The organism is Stenotrophomonas sp. YJH_SMC_29 (assembly GCF_059371235.1).
The window spans coordinates 207,779-221,191 of sequence record NZ_JCAFUK010000003.1 but is presented as its reverse complement, the minus strand read 5'-3'; the positions used below and the strand labels follow the sequence as shown (position 1 = coordinate 221,191).

The window sequence follows — 13,413 nt, the reverse complement described above, 5'->3', positions numbered from 1 at the left end:
GCCGCCGAGGCTAGCGCCCGTTGATGGAGACTTGATCGAGATTGTGTCGAGATTGCGTGGAGCCGCGCCGCGGATTCAGCCGCCGACGCGGTGCATGAACAGTTGCCGCGTCTCCATCCAATCTCCACGGTGGCTCCAAGAAACATCCACCTGGAGCTCCCAGACTGCGGACCTGGCAGCCGCATCCGGCGGCTGCACGCACCCCGGATGTTTCCATGAACAACCGCAGGACCTGGATCATTGCCGCAACGCTGGCCGTTCTTGCCGGCGCGGGCAGCTGGTGGGCGTTTGCCGATGGCGATGATGCCGCCTTGATCACCGCACCGGCCACGGTTGCCGATCTGGAGCGGACCGTGCAGGCGGTCGGCCGGGTCAATCCAAAGGAACTGGTGGCCGTGGGCGCGCAGGTCTCGGGGCAGGTCAAGCGCCTGCACGTGGTGCTGGGCCAGCACGTACAGGCCGGCGACCTGATTGCCGAGGTGGATTCACAACCGCAGCGGATTGCCCTGCGCAGCGCCGAGGCGGCCGCCACTGCGCTGCGTGCGCAGCACGCGGCCAGCCAGGCGCGCTACACCCAGGCGCTTCGCACGTATGATCGGCAGTCGCAGCTGGTGGCATCGCGCCTGGTCTCGCAGGAGAGCTTTGAAGCGGCGCGCGTGGCGCGCGACGCGGCACGTTCGGATGTCGCTGCATTGCAGGCGCAGATCGACCAGGCGGTGACCCAGGTCGAAACCGCCCGCATCAACCTGGGCTACACCCGTATCGTCTCGCCGTCCGCGGGCTACATCGTGGCCATCGTCACCAAGGCGGGGCAGACGCTGAACTCGATGCAGACCACGCCGACCCTCGTGATGCTGGCACAGATGGACATCGTGACCGTACGCGCCGAGATCGCCGAGGCCGACGTGGAGCTGATCGCACCCGGCCAGCGGCTGTCGTTCTCGACGCTGGGTCCGAGCGGGCGCCGCTACGAATCCCATCTGCAACAGCTTGAGCCTGCGCCTTCGTCGATCGCCGACGCAGCCAGCGGCAACAGCGGCGGATCGGCGCAGACGCCCAAAGCGGTGTACTACGCGGGACTGTTCGACGTGGCCAATCCGGGCCTGATGCTGAAGCCCTCGATGACGGTGAAGGTGACGATCCAGCTGGCACGCGTGGCCAACGCGCTGCAGGTGCCGCTGAGCGCATTGACCGAGGCCGGTGACGGGGCCGGTACCCGCACGACCGTGCGGGTGGTCGATGCGAAGGGCCGTGCCCGCGAGCGCGCAGTGACCACCGGCCTGCGCACCGCCACCGCCGTGCAGATCCTGTCCGGCCTGGAAGCCGGCGAGAACGTGGTGGTTGGCCAGGCATCCAGCGGCGGCGACGCCGAACCCACCAGCCTGCTGGGGATGTGAGCATGGCCGACGCACTGCTGGAACTACAGGGCGTATCGCGCGCCTATCGCTCGGCCGCCGGTGAAGTGGTGGTGCTGAAGGAGGTCTCGCTGCGCATCGACGCCGGCGAGTTCATCGCCATCATCGGCCCCTCGGGCTCAGGCAAGTCCACCCTGATGAACATCCTGGGCTGCCTGGACCGGCCGACTGAAGGCAGCTACCGCGTGGATGGGGCAGCGACCGAGCAGATGTCGCCCGACCAGCTGGCACGCCTGCGCCGCGAGCACTTCGGCTTCATCTTCCAGCGCTACAACCTGATGGAGAACCTCAGTGCCATCGAGAACGTAGCGTTGCCCGCCGTCTATGCCGGCGTGGACGCCGACGCGCGCGCCACGCAGGCTCGCCTGCTGCTGGAAACACTCGGCCTGGGCGAGCGGACCGCGAACCGGCCCAGCCAGCTGTCCGGCGGCCAGCAGCAGCGCGTATCCATCGCGCGCTCACTGATGAACGGCGGCGCGATCGTGCTGGCTGACGAACCCACCGGCGCGTTGGACCATGCCAGCGGCCAGCAGGTGATGGCCGAACTGAAGCGCCTGCACGGCCAGGGCCATACCGTGATCCTGGTGACGCATGACGCGGCGATTGCCGCCCATGCGTCGCGTGTGATCGAGATCGCCGATGGACGCTTGGTGGCAGATCGACAGGCGCGAGGCCAGCCGGTGCGACCGCATGCAGACGCATCGGAGCGCGCGCCCGCCGTGGCCGCCGAACGGCGCGCCCGCGTTGATGCCATGCGGGAGGCGACGCGCATGGCAGTACGTTCGATGTTGGCCCACCGGCTGCGTACCTTGTTGACCATGCTGGGCATCATCATCGGCGTGGCTGCCGTGGTGACGGTGGTGGCACTGGGCAAAGGCGCGCAGGCACAGGTCGAGTCACAGATCAACGAGCTGGGCGCCAGCACGCTGGAGATCTTCCCGGGCACTGATTTTGGCGACCCGCGATCGGCGGAGATTGAAACACTGGTGGTGGCCGACGCCGATCACCTGGCCGCATTGGGCTACGTAGACAGCGTAAGCCCCAACCTGAGCGGTTCGGTGGCCGCGTTGCAGGGCAGCCGGCGTGCCAACACGCAGGTGCTTGGCGTGGGCGCTGACCTACCGCGCGTGCGCGGGCTGCGGCTGAAGGCCGGCCGGTTCTTCACGGATGACGAGGTCCACGCGCATCGTGCTGTCGGCGTGCTCGACCAGAAGGCGGCCAAGGCGTTGTCCAGTGGCAGCCCGGTGGGCAGCACGGTGCTGCTGGGCGGGATGCCGGTGGAAGTGATCGGCGTGGTGGGGACCAGTGCGTTCGCCGGTGGCGCAACGCCGACGGTCTACGTGCCGTACACCTCGGCGGCTTCGCGGCTGCTGGGCAGCCCGCGCCTGGAGAGCATCACCGTGCGGGTGCGCGATGACGTGCCAACCCGAGCAGCGGAGGCATCGTTGGGTGCCGAACTGCAGCGGCTGCACGGGCGTCGTGATTTCTTCATCTACAACGCGGACCAGATCCGCAGAGCGGTGATGAAGTCGAGCCAGACCCTGGCCGCGTTGGTCTCGGCCATCGCGGCGGTGGCGCTGGTGGTCGGCGGGGTGGGCGTGATGAACATCATGCTGGTGTCGGTGAAGGAGCGCGTGCGCGAGATTGGCGTGCGGCTGGCGGTAGGGGCGCGGCAGGGCGACATCCTGCGCCAGTTCCTGATCGAAGCGGTGTTGATCTGCCTGTTCGGCGGGGCGCTGGGCGTGCTGTTGGCCTTTGGCGTCGGCGCGTTGTCGAGCCTGCTGGCGGTGGGCGTGCCGTTCCTGTTCACGCCGGGGCCGGTGCTGGCCGCGTTGGTGTGTTCGTCTGCGATCGGGTTGGGCTTCGGCTACTTCCCGGCACGCAGTGCGGCACAGCTGGACCCTATCCAGGCATTGGCGGCGGAGTAGGGTCGCCCGCGGGGGCACCTGTAGATGTAGAGCCGAGCCCGCGCTCGGCAGCACTCCGTTCGGCCGCGATGCCCCCTGCGCTGCGCGCAGCAAGCCGGGCATGCGCTCGGCGCTGCCGCTGCTCAGCGCACCTTGCCCTTTATCGGCAGGCTGCCCGGCAGCTGCGAATAGCCGCTGTCACCCCAGTGGCGGGTAATGCGCTGGAAGAACAACGAGTTCGGCACGCGCAGCAGGCAGCCGCGCGCGCCGTCGCCACGATCACTCAGCGTGGTGTAGATCAGGTTGATGTCCACCACCTGGCCACACAGGCCCGGCTTGTCCACGCTCTCCAGTACCTCGATGGTGTCGTTGATGCGGAACGGGCGCGTGGCGACGATCAGGAACGAACAGAACAGATTGGACAGCACGCTCCATGCGGCGAAGAATGCCACCGCACCGACTGCCATGAAGCCGGTCAGCGCAGTCCACAGCACCGAGCGCGACACGCCCAGGCGCTCCAGTACCAGCAGCGTGGCCGCCAGGTACAGCAGCAGCGCACCGCCGCGGCGCAGGCCTACGTGCAGTTCAGGCGCCAGCCGGCCGCGCTGCCGGGCCTGCACAAGCAACCACGCCAGGGCACGCACCATCAACCAGGCCACCCCGAGAATGACCAGCACCTCGGCCACCGGTACCACCACCAGCAGCCAATCCGCGATCCAGGCAGGCAGTCCGGCCATGAGCGGTCACAGCGTTGCCGCGCCGCCGGAGATGGTCAGCAAGGCACCGGAGGTGTAACTGGCGCTGTCCGAAGCCAGCATCACGTAGGCCGAGGCCAGTTCGGCGGGTTGCCCGGGGCGGCCGAACGGCGTTTGCGAGCCGAACTGCTCGACCTCTTCGGCGGCCATGCCTGCCGGAATGAACGGCGTCCAGATCGGGCCGGGCAGCACGGCATTGACGCGGATCTGATGCTCGGCCAGCAGGCCCGCCAGCCCCAGCGTCAGGTTGGCGACGGCGCCCTTGGTCGCAGAGTACGGAAGGATGTTCGGGGTCGGTCGCTTGGAGTTGACCGATGCGGTGTTGATGATCGCGCCGCCACCGCGCAGGTGCGGCACGCACAACCGCGTCAGATTGAACACGGCATGGACATTGGTATCGAACGTCCGTTTCCAGTCATCCAGGGTGATGTCGTCGAAATGCTCGTAGTAGCGCTGGTAGGCCGCGTTGTTGACCAGGATGTCGAGACCGTCCAGCTCGCTGGCCACACGGTCCACCAGCGAGCGCGCCTGCGCCGGGTCACTGATGTCACAGGGCACGAGCACGGCCTTGCGCCCGGCCTGTTCGATCTGCTGCTGTACATGGCGGGCGTCGTCCTGCTCGCCATCGAGGAACGCGATGGCGACATCGGCGCCCTCGCGCGCGAAAGCGATGGCCACCGCTGCGCCGATGCCGCTGTCACCGCCGGTGATCAGTGCCTTCTTGCCCTGCAGCTGGCCATGGCCGCGATAGCTGTCCTCGCCGTGGTCCGGCCGCGGCTGCATCTGCGCGGTCTTGCCGGGGAAGGATTGCTGCTGGGCGGGGAAGGGCGGGCGTGGGTAGTCGGGCAGGGCCATCGTCACTCTCCGATCGTTGATTGACCCCAGTTTCGCGCCGAACGGGTAAACGACCGGAGGGTACAGTGTCGTGACTGTGTGGACGCGCTCGCGTGCGGCTTCACAACGGATGGGCGATCGTGGTCATGATGCTGTTGGCCGGCTGCCGCGAATCCAGCCGCGTGTGCTGCACGATGATCGGCTGGTCGGATTCGACGAGGGTGGCGAAGCCCATGCCGCGCGGCACCGGCGCCGGGTGCTCCAGGTCATTGAAGCGCAGATGGCAGGTGCGTCGCGCGGGTACGGTGATCCGGTAGGGGCCGACAGGATCGCGGTCCTCGAAGTAGAGGGTCAGCGTGACATGCGCGTCCTCGTTGCCGGCATTGAGTACGCAGCAGGTTTCGTGGCTCTGCATCTCCGGTGACGGGCCGTTGCTCCAGGCGGGAATGTAGCCCTCGGCGATAGCCCAGCGTCGATGCCCGATGCAGGAAGCGTTCGTTTCCATGACGCCGTTTTAGCTGGGAACGTGTTGCCATCGTGTCCAGTGCCCGCAGGGAATCCGTGATGACCATCGGCTACCACGCATCGCATGAGCAGTTCCCGCCCGCCACGCTGTTGGGCCTGGCGCTGCGCGCCGAACAGGCGGGATTCGAGGCCCTGATGTGCTCGGACCACTTCCACCCCTGGACGACCGCGCAAGGGCAGTCCGGCCATAGCTGGGTATGGGCGGGCGCACTGGCAGTGCAGAGCGCGTTGACCCTGGGCATGGTGACGTGCCCGATGCTGCGCCAGCACCCGGCATTGGTGGCGCAGGCCGCGGCCACGCTGGAGCAGCTGGCGCCGGGGCGGATCTGGCTGGCACTCGGCACCGGCGAGGCGCTGAACGAACGCATCACGGGACAGGCGTGGCCAGCCAAGCGGGAGCGGCAGAAGGCACTGCGCGATGCGGCCGAGGTGATGCGGCGGTTGTGGGGCGGCGAGCAGGTCGACCACACGGGGGGCTTCCAGGTCCGAAAGGCGCGGCTGTACAGCCGGCCAGCACTGCCGCTGCCGCTGCTGGGGGCGGCCGTCACTGAGGAAACCGCACGCTGGATGGGCGGCTGGGCCGATGGCCTGATCACCATCAGCCAGCCACTGGCGCAGTTGAGGCGTGTCGTGGCGGCGTTCGAGGACGGCGGTGGCAGGGGCAAGCCGATGTACCTGCAGGCCAAGCTCTCCTACGCCCGTGCCGAACAAGCGGCGCTGGACGGCGCGATGGAGCAGTGGAGCGCCAACGTGCTGCCGCCGGAACTGGCCGAAGGGCTGGACCAGCCCGAACAGTTCGAAGCACACGCCCGATCGATCAGCGCCGAGGAGCTACGCGGCCGCGTGCACGTATCGGCAGACCTGGCCCGGCACAAGGCCTGGCTGCAGGAACTGCAATCATTGGGGTTCGATCGCATCTACCTGCACAACGTGAACCGTGAGCAGGAACGCTTCATCGATGACTTCGCCGAACACGTGCTGCCCGCGCTGCACACTCAGGCCCCCTCTGCGGCCAGCCAGGTGTAGCCGTGTCCCTGCAGGATGCAGCGGTGGTCGCGCAGCCTGGCCCCATGGGCCACCAGCGTGCGCAGCGGGCCGCGCAGGGGCAGATCCACCTCCACCGGTTCGTCGCCGAAGTTGATCAGTGCCAACGCCTGCCGGGGCGCGTCGCCGTAGCAGAGCATCAGCAACGCAGGTGACGGTGGGTCCAGCGCATGTGGCCCCTGCTGCAGCACGGGATGGGCATTGCGCTGCAGCAGCAGCTCGCGCACGCGCAGCAGCAGCGAGCCGGGCGTTCTACGTTGCACCTCGACATTCACCGTCCGGTAGCCGTAGGGGCCGTCTGCCGGTGGCGCGCGCCACGCATGCCGCGGTCGATCGGTGAACCCCGCCCCTGGGCGGCCATGCCAGTGCATGGGCATGCGCACGGCATTGCGTTCGGGCAGCTCCAGGCAGTCACCCAGGCCGATCTCCTCGCCATAGCGGATCACCGGCACCTGGCCCAGCGACAGCAGCGCCGCCCAGGCCATGGCCTGCCATGCGACATCGCCCTCCAGCATCGGTGCAAGCCGGCGGCGGATGCCGCGGCCATAGATGCGCATGCCAGGTTCGGGCGCGAAGCGCTGCATCACCGCTTCGCGTTCGTCCGGCTCCAGCTGCTCCAGGTCCAGCTCATCATTGTTGCGCAGCCAGGCGATGCGGGTGTCCGGCGGCGCCTGTGGGCCGTATTCGGCCATGACCCGCGCCACTTCGCTCGCGTCACCGCGCGCCAGTGCCAGGAAGAAGTGATTGTTGAGGTGGAAGTCGAGCAGGTGCGAGAGGCGCCGCCCCTCGCACAGGAAGTCACCGTAGTGGGATGCGCTGACGTCCGCTTCGCCGATCAGCGGCAGGCCCGGCTGCTGCGCGTCTGCCGTGGCACGCATCGCCTCCAGCAGCCACAGTCCGTCGTCGTGCGGGTCCGCGTGGCGGGCGCGCTCGACCATATACGGGACGGCGTCCACGCGAAAGCCGGCTACGCCGCGCTGCAGCCAGAATTCCATCACCCGCAGCAGTTCGTCGCGAACCGGTGCGTGGGCCAGCTCCAGGTCCGGCTCGTGCCGGTAGAACATGTGCCGGTTGAACGCGCCGGCCTCGGCATCCCACGTCCAGACCGAGGCCTCGATGGGCGGGAACATCGGCTGCAGGCCGTCGTCCGGTACGTGGTCGCTCCAGAGATACCAGGCGCGCCAGGCCGGGTCGCCGTGCTGCGCGGCGACGAACCAGGGGTGCGCGCTGGCAGTGTGCTGCATCACCAGTTCCACGATGATGCCGATGCCACGTGCATCGGCGGCATCGACCAGGCGCTGGAACGCGGACTCATCGCCGAGGCGTGGATCGATGCGATAGTGGTCGGTGACATCGTAGCCACCGTCACGGCCGGCGTTGCAGTAGAACGGCAGCAGCCACACATGGCTGATGCCGAGCCATTGCAGATGGTCCAGCTTTTCGGTGATGCCATCCAGCGTGCCCCAGCCGCAGCCATCACTGTCGCGGAACAGGTAGGGGTCGATCTGGTAGATGGCGCGCAGCGGACGCACCGCCATGAGGCTTCTCCAGCACCGTTCACGGGCGAACAGCCTGCTGCCGGGCGTGGCAGCGGCTCGTGAAACGAACGGAACCCTGCCGTGACGCGGCATCCACGGACCGTGCATGCGCCGGCGCGCACAGTGAAGGCTCATCCGCAGCGCAGAGAGGCCTCGTGCATGGCCCGCCGCAAGACGCTCCGCATTGCCACGTTCAACGTCAACGGCATCGGCACGCGCCTGCCGCAGTTGCTGGATTGGCTGCACAGGGAATCGCCGGACGTGGTTGCCCTGCAGGAACTGAAGGCGACCGACGCCGCGTTTCCCGCTGCAGCATTGGAAGAGGCCGGCTACGGTGCGCTGTGGCAGGGCGAGGCGCGCTGGAACGGCGTGGCGCTGCTGGCACGGGGGACCACCCCGGTTGAGAGCCGCCGGCGCTTGCCGGGCGAACCCAGGGATACGCAGAGCCGCTACCTGGAAGCGGCCGTGCACGGCGTCATCGTGGGCGCCCTCTACCTGCCCAACGGCAACCCGCAGCCCGGGCCGAAGTTCGACTACAAGCTGCGCTGGATGGAGCGCCTCATCCGGCATGCGCGCAGCCTGGTTGATCTGCCGCACCCGGCACTGCTGCTGGGTGACTTCAATGTGATTCCCACCGATGCCGACGTCTACGACCCCAAGGCCTGGCGCCGCGATGCCCTGTTCCAGCCCGAGGTTCGCGAGGCCTTCCAGCGGCTGCTCGCGCAGGGCTGGACCGATGCGCTGAGGCAGGTGCACGGCGACGCCACGATCTACACATTCTGGGACTACTTCCGCCAGCATGCCGAGCGCGACCGTGGGCTGCGCATCGATCATCTGCTGTTGAATCCCGTGCTGACGGAGCGACTGAAGGATGCCGGCGTCGACCGCTGGGTACGCCTGCAGGAAAAGGCCAGCGATCATGCGCCGGCCTGGGTGACGGTGCGCGCCTGATCAGCGCGCGGCGGGGTCCTCGCGCCGCTCGCGGCGCACCCGCTCGCGGGTACGGTACAGGCGGCTGTCGGCCTTCTGGATGGTGTCGGCCACTGGCTCGCCGGGCGTATTGATCGCCGCGCCCATCGAGAACGCGGTGGGTGACAGCGCTGCATGGTCCCGGTACCAGTGTTCAAGCTCGCTCAGACGGCCGTGCGCGGGTGCGACCAGCACCACCATGAACTCGTCGCCGCCCAGCCGCACCACGGTTTCATCCTTGCCGAGGGCGGAGCGCAGGAAGGCCGCGAACTCGACCAGCACGGCATCGCCGCGGCGATGGCCCTGGGTGTCGTTGATGCGCTTGAAATGATCCAGATCGAACATCACGCAGGCCCAGCGCTCGTCGACCAGTTCATCCAGGCGGTGCAGGAAGCGGCGGTTGTAGCATTGGGTGAGTGGATCCTTGAAGGACATCTCGCGCAGCTGTTGTTCCTGCATCCGCAGGGCGGTGACGTCCTGCGCGTGTCCAAGCACATAGGGCGGATCGGCCTCGGTATCGAGCACGTTGTGGTACGCCCAGTAATGGCGGGTTCCATCGGCGGCGATCAGTTCGATCACGCCGGCGTCGGTGTGGTTGGCCTGTATCCGCTTGAGGTAGGCCTTGAAGCCCTCGCGCTTTTCCGGCGGCATCAGGTCACACAGGCTGCGCCCGATCATCTGGCTCTCTTCGAACCCCAGCGACTGCACGGCGGCCGGATTGACCGAGGTCAGCACGCCTTCCAGCGTGTGGGTGCAGATCAGGCCCAGGCTGTAGTGGAACAGCCGGCGGTAGCGTGTCTCGCTGGCCTCCAGCGCGTCCAGTGCGGCGCGCTCTTCGGTGATGTCCTGGATGGCCCCGACCAGCCGCGGGCGTCCATCGACCTGCTGCCGCCCCCCGACCACCCGGGTCCAGATCGCGCGCCCGTCGGCAGTGGTCATCGGCAGCTGCACTTCCCAGGAGGTCCCTTCATCGATGCAGCGCTGCACCGCGGTGCGGATGATGGCGCGGCTGTCTTCGCGATAGAACGACAGGGCGGTATCAAGCGTGGGCTGGTAGTTGGCCCGCACGCCGTGGATCTGCTTGGTCTCGCGGGTCCAGCGCACCTCGTTGCTGACCAGGTCCATTTCCCAGCCGCCCACCCGCGCGGCGCGGTTGGTGCGCTCCAGGAAATCCTCGCTGCGCTTGAGCTCGCGATGCAGCGCCTTGGCCTGGCCGACCTGGGCCATCAGCGTGCTGCGCTGCTCGAGCACCTGCGTGGTGACCCGCGCCAGGTGCACCATCAGCTCGCGCTGCGACGGCGACAGCACGCCGGGCATGGCATCGAGCAGGCACAGCGTGCCGATGCGCGCGCCCTGCGCCGAGCCCAGCGGGATACCGGCATAGTGGCGGATGCGAGGGCCACCGGTCACCAGTGGATTGGTGGAGAAGCGGGGGTCCTGGCGCGCGTCGGGAATCTCGAACAGCCCGTCCTGGCGGATCGCATGGGTGCAGAACGAGATCTCCCGGGCCGTCTCGCTGACGCCTTCCAACCCGATGTTGGCCTTGAACCATTGTCGGTCCTCGGCCACGACCGTGATCAGGCCCATGGTCATGCCGGTGGCGGCGCGCGCGGCGGCGACAATGGCATCGAACACCGGTTCCGGCGGCGTATCGAGCAGGTTGAGGCGGTCGATTTCGAGCAGTCGTTCGGCTTCGTCCATGGCGCTTTTCAGGGCTGGGTGGCGAGGGCGGTTGCGGCGGCTGTCTGGGCTACGCTAGTGCGCACGACGTTATGTATCGCCATGGCTGGGTGATGCCGATGTGAGGCGGCAGCGCCGGCTCAGCGCTCGCTGAGCGAGGCCTGCAGTGCCGTGGCCAGCGCGGCGTCTCCGGACACCAGGTCCTGCCAGCGCAACGCGATGCCTTTGCGCCGGCCTTTTTCAACGAGCTTCAGTCCTTCCGGATCCACAGTGAGCGTGTAGGGCTGGCCGTCGATCTGCAGTTCGCGCCGCAATGGTTTGTCGAGAGGGGTCATCGGCGTCTCTTCACAGACGATGCAGGGGAGCGCGGTCGAATCGATACGTGACGGTGATCACGGATGTGCCAGCGCCAAGGGAAATCGACTGCGCGTGTGATGCCGATGCGAGGCCCCACCACCGGATCCGCCGGAGGCGGCACCCCATCGCTGGCAATGACAATGCGGTGGCTGCCGGTCACCAGGTCGGCGCCGTCGAAACCGCGGTCCAGCCCGAAGGCCTGCGACAGCTTGCCCGGCCCGCTGGCCAGATCGTGATCCCGGCGCGCGGCGGGGCGCAGCTGGTGCATGCGCTCAAGGCCCGCCAGCGGCTCGACGGCCCGCAGCAGCACCGCCACGCCTTCACCGACCTCTCCACAGACCACGTTGCTGCCCCAATGCATGCCGTAAGTGAAATACACATAGAGGTGGCCGGCCTCGCCGAACATGCTGGCCGTGCGCGGCGTCTGTCCGCGATAGGAGTGCGCCGCCGGATCATCACGGCCGGCGTAGGCTTCCACCTCGACGATGCGGCCGGTGCGACCGTCGTCGCGGACCAGCAGCTTGTTGAGCAGCTCGGGGGCGACCTCGGTCGGCGGGCGCTGGTAGAAGCTGCGCGGAAGGATCTGCAGGGAGGCGGGCAACCAGTCCGGCACGGCAGCGGCAGGTTCAGGTGAAGGACCGGGGCACTGTGGCACCGCGCAGGTGAAACGCGCGCAGACAGCGTGTCATCGTGGTGCGGAAGCGGGCGCCAGGGCGGCGCGCCGGGCGGCATAGACCTCGGGCGTCTGCGGCTTGATGAACAGTGCCACCAGTTCCGGATACTCGCGCTTCACCGCCCTTTCGATCCGGGTGATGCAGGCTTCGATCTGTGGGGTGTGCCGGTCATCCTCGAACTCGGCGCTGAGCATGGCCACCACCTGTTCCGGGCCCATCTGCATGGTGGTCACGCCATTGGCGCGACGCAGGTCCGGATCGGTTTCGGCCACGGCCATGATCCGCTCGGCCACCGCCGGATGGGCGGGCTCTCCCACCAGCAGGCCCTTGGTCTCGCGGGCGAGAAGGAAGGCAGTCGCAGCCAGCACGCCGGCGATGCACAACGAGGCAACACCATCGAGCACCGGCATTTCGAGCAGCTGGGCGGCCAGCAGCCCGGCCAGCGCAAAGCCGAGGCCGAGCAGGGCGGCGCTGTCTTCCAGCAACACGGTGAAGGTGGAGGGATCCTTGCTGCGGCGGAACGCTTCGAAATAGCCGAGTTTGCCCTTGGTCCGGCGGAACTCGCGCAGCGCCACCCACCAGGACGCACCCTCGAACAGGATGGAAATGCCCAGCACGCTGTAGCTCAGGGCATGGTTGCGTGCCGGCTCGGGATGGCGGATGTGCTGGATGCCTTCGTAGGCCGAGACGCCTGCGCCGGCCGCGAACACCAGCAGGGCAACGATGAAGCTCCAGAAGTACAGCTCGCGGCCGTAGCCGAATGGGTGCACCGGGTCCGGCGCCTTGCCGGCGCGGCGCAGGCCGTACAGCAGCAGAAGTTCATTCAGGGTGTCGACCAGCGAATGCACGCCCTCGCTGAGCATGGCCGAGCTGCCGGAGATGCCGGCGGCGATGAACTTGGCGATCGCAATGGCGAGGTTGCCCGCGAGCGCGGCGTAGATGACAAGGCGGGAACCAGTGGGAGCGGACATTTCGGCGAGCGGGCGGGGCGGACGCCTGATCTTCGCGGTCGGCGCGTGCCCGCTGCGTGCACGCTACGCTCAGCGCCCCTTGGGGTTGAGATACAACCGCGCACCGTCGGATTCACGGAACCCCGACCAGCGCCCGCCGCCCGACGCGCGGAAGCGCCCGAATACCGTGTTGCTGGTATCGGTGAGCAGCAGCTGGTTGCCTGACAGCACCCAGCGGTTGGCCGAGAAGAAGCCGTCCGGGCAGCCGGCGGGTACGTAGGCGCTGTAGCCACCGAACCACTCGATGCTCTTCAGTTCGATGGTGCACGTGCTGCCGTTCTCCTGGCCCAGCGTCCAGCTGCCGAACAGATCGCCTTCGCGCACGCCGCGGCCGCCGCGCTGGCGGTCGTGGTCCCAGTCATCGTTGTTGTCGTGGAAGCCGAAGTCCACGTCCAGCCCCTTGCTTTCACTGCGCGACTCGGACTGCGAGCTGCCGCTGGTGGTGGTCTGCGTGGTCATCGCGCCACTGCTCTGGGTCTGGGTACTGCTGGATTGCGTGGTCTGCTCGGTACGGGAGGTCTGTTCACCGAAGCCGAACGACGCGTCCTGCGCAAGGGCGGGCAGGGCCAGGAAGCACAGGACGGACAGGCAGGCACGGGCAGGAACGGCGGCCATCGCAGGATCCTCGGCAGGGTGGATCGCGCGAGTATCGAACCGGTGGGGTGGGAGACGGCGTGAGGACGCGCCCAAGGTGCTGTCTGCTGA

Annotated in this window: 13 protein-coding genes; 4 read left to right on the top strand and 9 right to left on the bottom strand. The window is 67.9% G+C overall.

The genetic code is table 11. The annotated features are described in order from the left end of the window. Positions 1 to 215: 215 nt before the first annotated feature. Positions 216 to 1,397, top strand: coding sequence for an efflux RND transporter periplasmic adaptor subunit (locus tag AC5P9I_RS05580; RefSeq protein ID WP_049467156.1), 1,182 nt, complete (start codon positions 216 to 218; stop codon positions 1,395 to 1,397). 2 nt (positions 1,398 to 1,399) lie between these two features. Beyond that, complete coding sequence (locus AC5P9I_RS05575; RefSeq protein WP_049467157.1) at positions 1,400 to 3,343, top strand: ABC transporter permease; 1,944 nt, start codon at positions 1,400 to 1,402, stop codon at positions 3,341 to 3,343. Between the two features lie 122 nt (positions 3,344 to 3,465). On the opposite strand, the gene AC5P9I_RS05570 is transcribed toward AC5P9I_RS05575, so the two are convergent. The 3 genes from AC5P9I_RS05570 to AC5P9I_RS05560 all read right to left on the bottom strand — a co-directional run bounded on the left by AC5P9I_RS05570 (position 3,466) and on the right by AC5P9I_RS05560 (position 5,416). Further along, positions 3,466 to 4,059, bottom strand: a complete 594-nt coding sequence (locus AC5P9I_RS05570) for a mechanosensitive ion channel domain-containing protein (RefSeq protein ID WP_049467159.1) — start codon at positions 4,057 to 4,059, stop codon at positions 3,466 to 3,468. Between the two features lie 6 nt (positions 4,060 to 4,065). Further along, complete coding sequence (locus AC5P9I_RS05565) at positions 4,066 to 4,932, bottom strand: glucose 1-dehydrogenase (protein WP_049467321.1); 867 nt, start codon at positions 4,930 to 4,932, stop codon at positions 4,066 to 4,068. 100 nt (positions 4,933 to 5,032) lie between these two features. Next, positions 5,033 to 5,416, bottom strand: a complete 384-nt coding sequence (locus AC5P9I_RS05560; protein WP_049467162.1) for a sensory rhodopsin transducer — start codon at positions 5,414 to 5,416, stop codon at positions 5,033 to 5,035. Between the two features lie 59 nt (positions 5,417 to 5,475). On the opposite strand from AC5P9I_RS05560, the gene AC5P9I_RS05555 reads away from it, so the two are divergent. Further along, positions 5,476 to 6,462 carry a TIGR03885 family FMN-dependent LLM class oxidoreductase gene (locus AC5P9I_RS05555; protein WP_049467164.1) on the top strand — a complete coding sequence of 329 codons (987 nt, stop codon included), beginning with the start codon at positions 5,476 to 5,478 and terminating at the stop codon, positions 6,460 to 6,462. On the opposite strand, the gene AC5P9I_RS05550 is transcribed toward AC5P9I_RS05555, so the two are convergent. Beyond that, positions 6,432 to 8,018: an alpha-amylase family glycosyl hydrolase gene (locus AC5P9I_RS05550; protein WP_049467165.1), complete on the bottom strand. Its 1,587-nt coding sequence runs from the start codon at positions 8,016 to 8,018 to the stop codon at positions 6,432 to 6,434. The two genes, AC5P9I_RS05555 and AC5P9I_RS05550, sit on opposite strands and share 31 nt — an antisense overlap. Before the next feature lie 159 nt (positions 8,019 to 8,177). On the opposite strand from AC5P9I_RS05550, the gene xth reads away from it, so the two are divergent. Further along, entirely contained in the window at positions 8,178 to 8,969 is a 792-nt protein-coding gene (xth, locus tag AC5P9I_RS05545; protein WP_088476148.1) for an exodeoxyribonuclease III, read from the top strand. Here xth and AC5P9I_RS05540 read toward each other — a convergent pair whose 3' ends face one another. The 5 genes from AC5P9I_RS05540 to AC5P9I_RS05520 all read right to left on the bottom strand — a co-directional run bounded on the left by AC5P9I_RS05540 (position 8,970) and on the right by AC5P9I_RS05520 (position 13,323). Next, positions 8,970 to 10,688 carry a sensor domain-containing diguanylate cyclase gene (locus AC5P9I_RS05540; RefSeq protein WP_130767991.1) on the bottom strand — a complete coding sequence of 573 codons (1,719 nt, stop codon included), beginning with the start codon at positions 10,686 to 10,688 and terminating at the stop codon, positions 8,970 to 8,972. 119 nt (positions 10,689 to 10,807) lie between these two features. After that, positions 10,808 to 11,002: a hypothetical protein gene (locus AC5P9I_RS05535; RefSeq protein WP_049467172.1), complete on the bottom strand. Its 195-nt coding sequence runs from the start codon at positions 11,000 to 11,002 to the stop codon at positions 10,808 to 10,810. Further along, positions 10,999 to 11,637 carry a DNA-3-methyladenine glycosylase gene (locus AC5P9I_RS05530; RefSeq protein ID WP_130767992.1) on the bottom strand — a complete coding sequence of 213 codons (639 nt, stop codon included), beginning with the start codon at positions 11,635 to 11,637 and terminating at the stop codon, positions 10,999 to 11,001. Before AC5P9I_RS05530 ends, AC5P9I_RS05535 begins: the two co-directional genes overlap by 4 nt. Positions 11,638 to 11,709: 72 nt before the next feature. Further along, positions 11,710 to 12,669: a cation diffusion facilitator family transporter gene (locus tag AC5P9I_RS05525; RefSeq protein ID WP_495217299.1), complete on the bottom strand. Its 960-nt coding sequence runs from the start codon at positions 12,667 to 12,669 to the stop codon at positions 11,710 to 11,712. Between the two features lie 69 nt (positions 12,670 to 12,738). After that, on the bottom strand, positions 12,739 to 13,323 hold the full coding sequence (locus tag AC5P9I_RS05520) for an AprI/Inh family metalloprotease inhibitor (protein ID WP_130767994.1): 585 nt from the start codon (positions 13,321 to 13,323) through the stop codon (positions 12,739 to 12,741). Between the last annotated feature and the right edge of the window lie 90 nt (positions 13,324 to 13,413).

Coding starts and splice junctions, on each gene's coding strand:
- AC5P9I_RS05570 (WP_049467159.1), bottom strand. CDS start 4,059: ATGGCCGGACTGCCTGCCTGGATCGCGGATTGGCTGCTGGTGGTGGTA.
- AC5P9I_RS05575 (WP_049467157.1), top strand. CDS start 1,400: ATGGCCGACGCACTGCTGGAACTACAGGGCGTATCGCGCGCCTATCGC.
- AC5P9I_RS05550 (WP_049467165.1), bottom strand. CDS start 8,018: ATGGCGGTGCGTCCGCTGCGCGCCATCTACCAGATCGACCCCTACCTG.
- AC5P9I_RS05535 (WP_049467172.1), bottom strand. CDS start 11,002: ATGACCCCTCTCGACAAACCATTGCGGCGCGAACTGCAGATCGACGGC.
- xth (WP_088476148.1), top strand. CDS start 8,178: ATGGCCCGCCGCAAGACGCTCCGCATTGCCACGTTCAACGTCAACGGC.
- AC5P9I_RS05580 (WP_049467156.1), top strand. CDS start 216: ATGAACAACCGCAGGACCTGGATCATTGCCGCAACGCTGGCCGTTCTT.
- AC5P9I_RS05520 (WP_130767994.1), bottom strand. CDS start 13,323: ATGGCCGCCGTTCCTGCCCGTGCCTGCCTGTCCGTCCTGTGCTTCCTG.
- AC5P9I_RS05555 (WP_049467164.1), top strand. CDS start 5,476: ATGACCATCGGCTACCACGCATCGCATGAGCAGTTCCCGCCCGCCACG.
- AC5P9I_RS05565 (WP_049467321.1), bottom strand. CDS start 4,932: ATGGCCCTGCCCGACTACCCACGCCCGCCCTTCCCCGCCCAGCAGCAA.
- AC5P9I_RS05525 (WP_495217299.1), bottom strand. CDS start 12,669: ATGTCCGCTCCCACTGGTTCCCGCCTTGTCATCTACGCCGCGCTCGCG.
- AC5P9I_RS05540 (WP_130767991.1), bottom strand. CDS start 10,688: ATGGACGAAGCCGAACGACTGCTCGAAATCGACCGCCTCAACCTGCTC.
- AC5P9I_RS05560 (WP_049467162.1), bottom strand. CDS start 5,416: ATGGAAACGAACGCTTCCTGCATCGGGCATCGACGCTGGGCTATCGCC.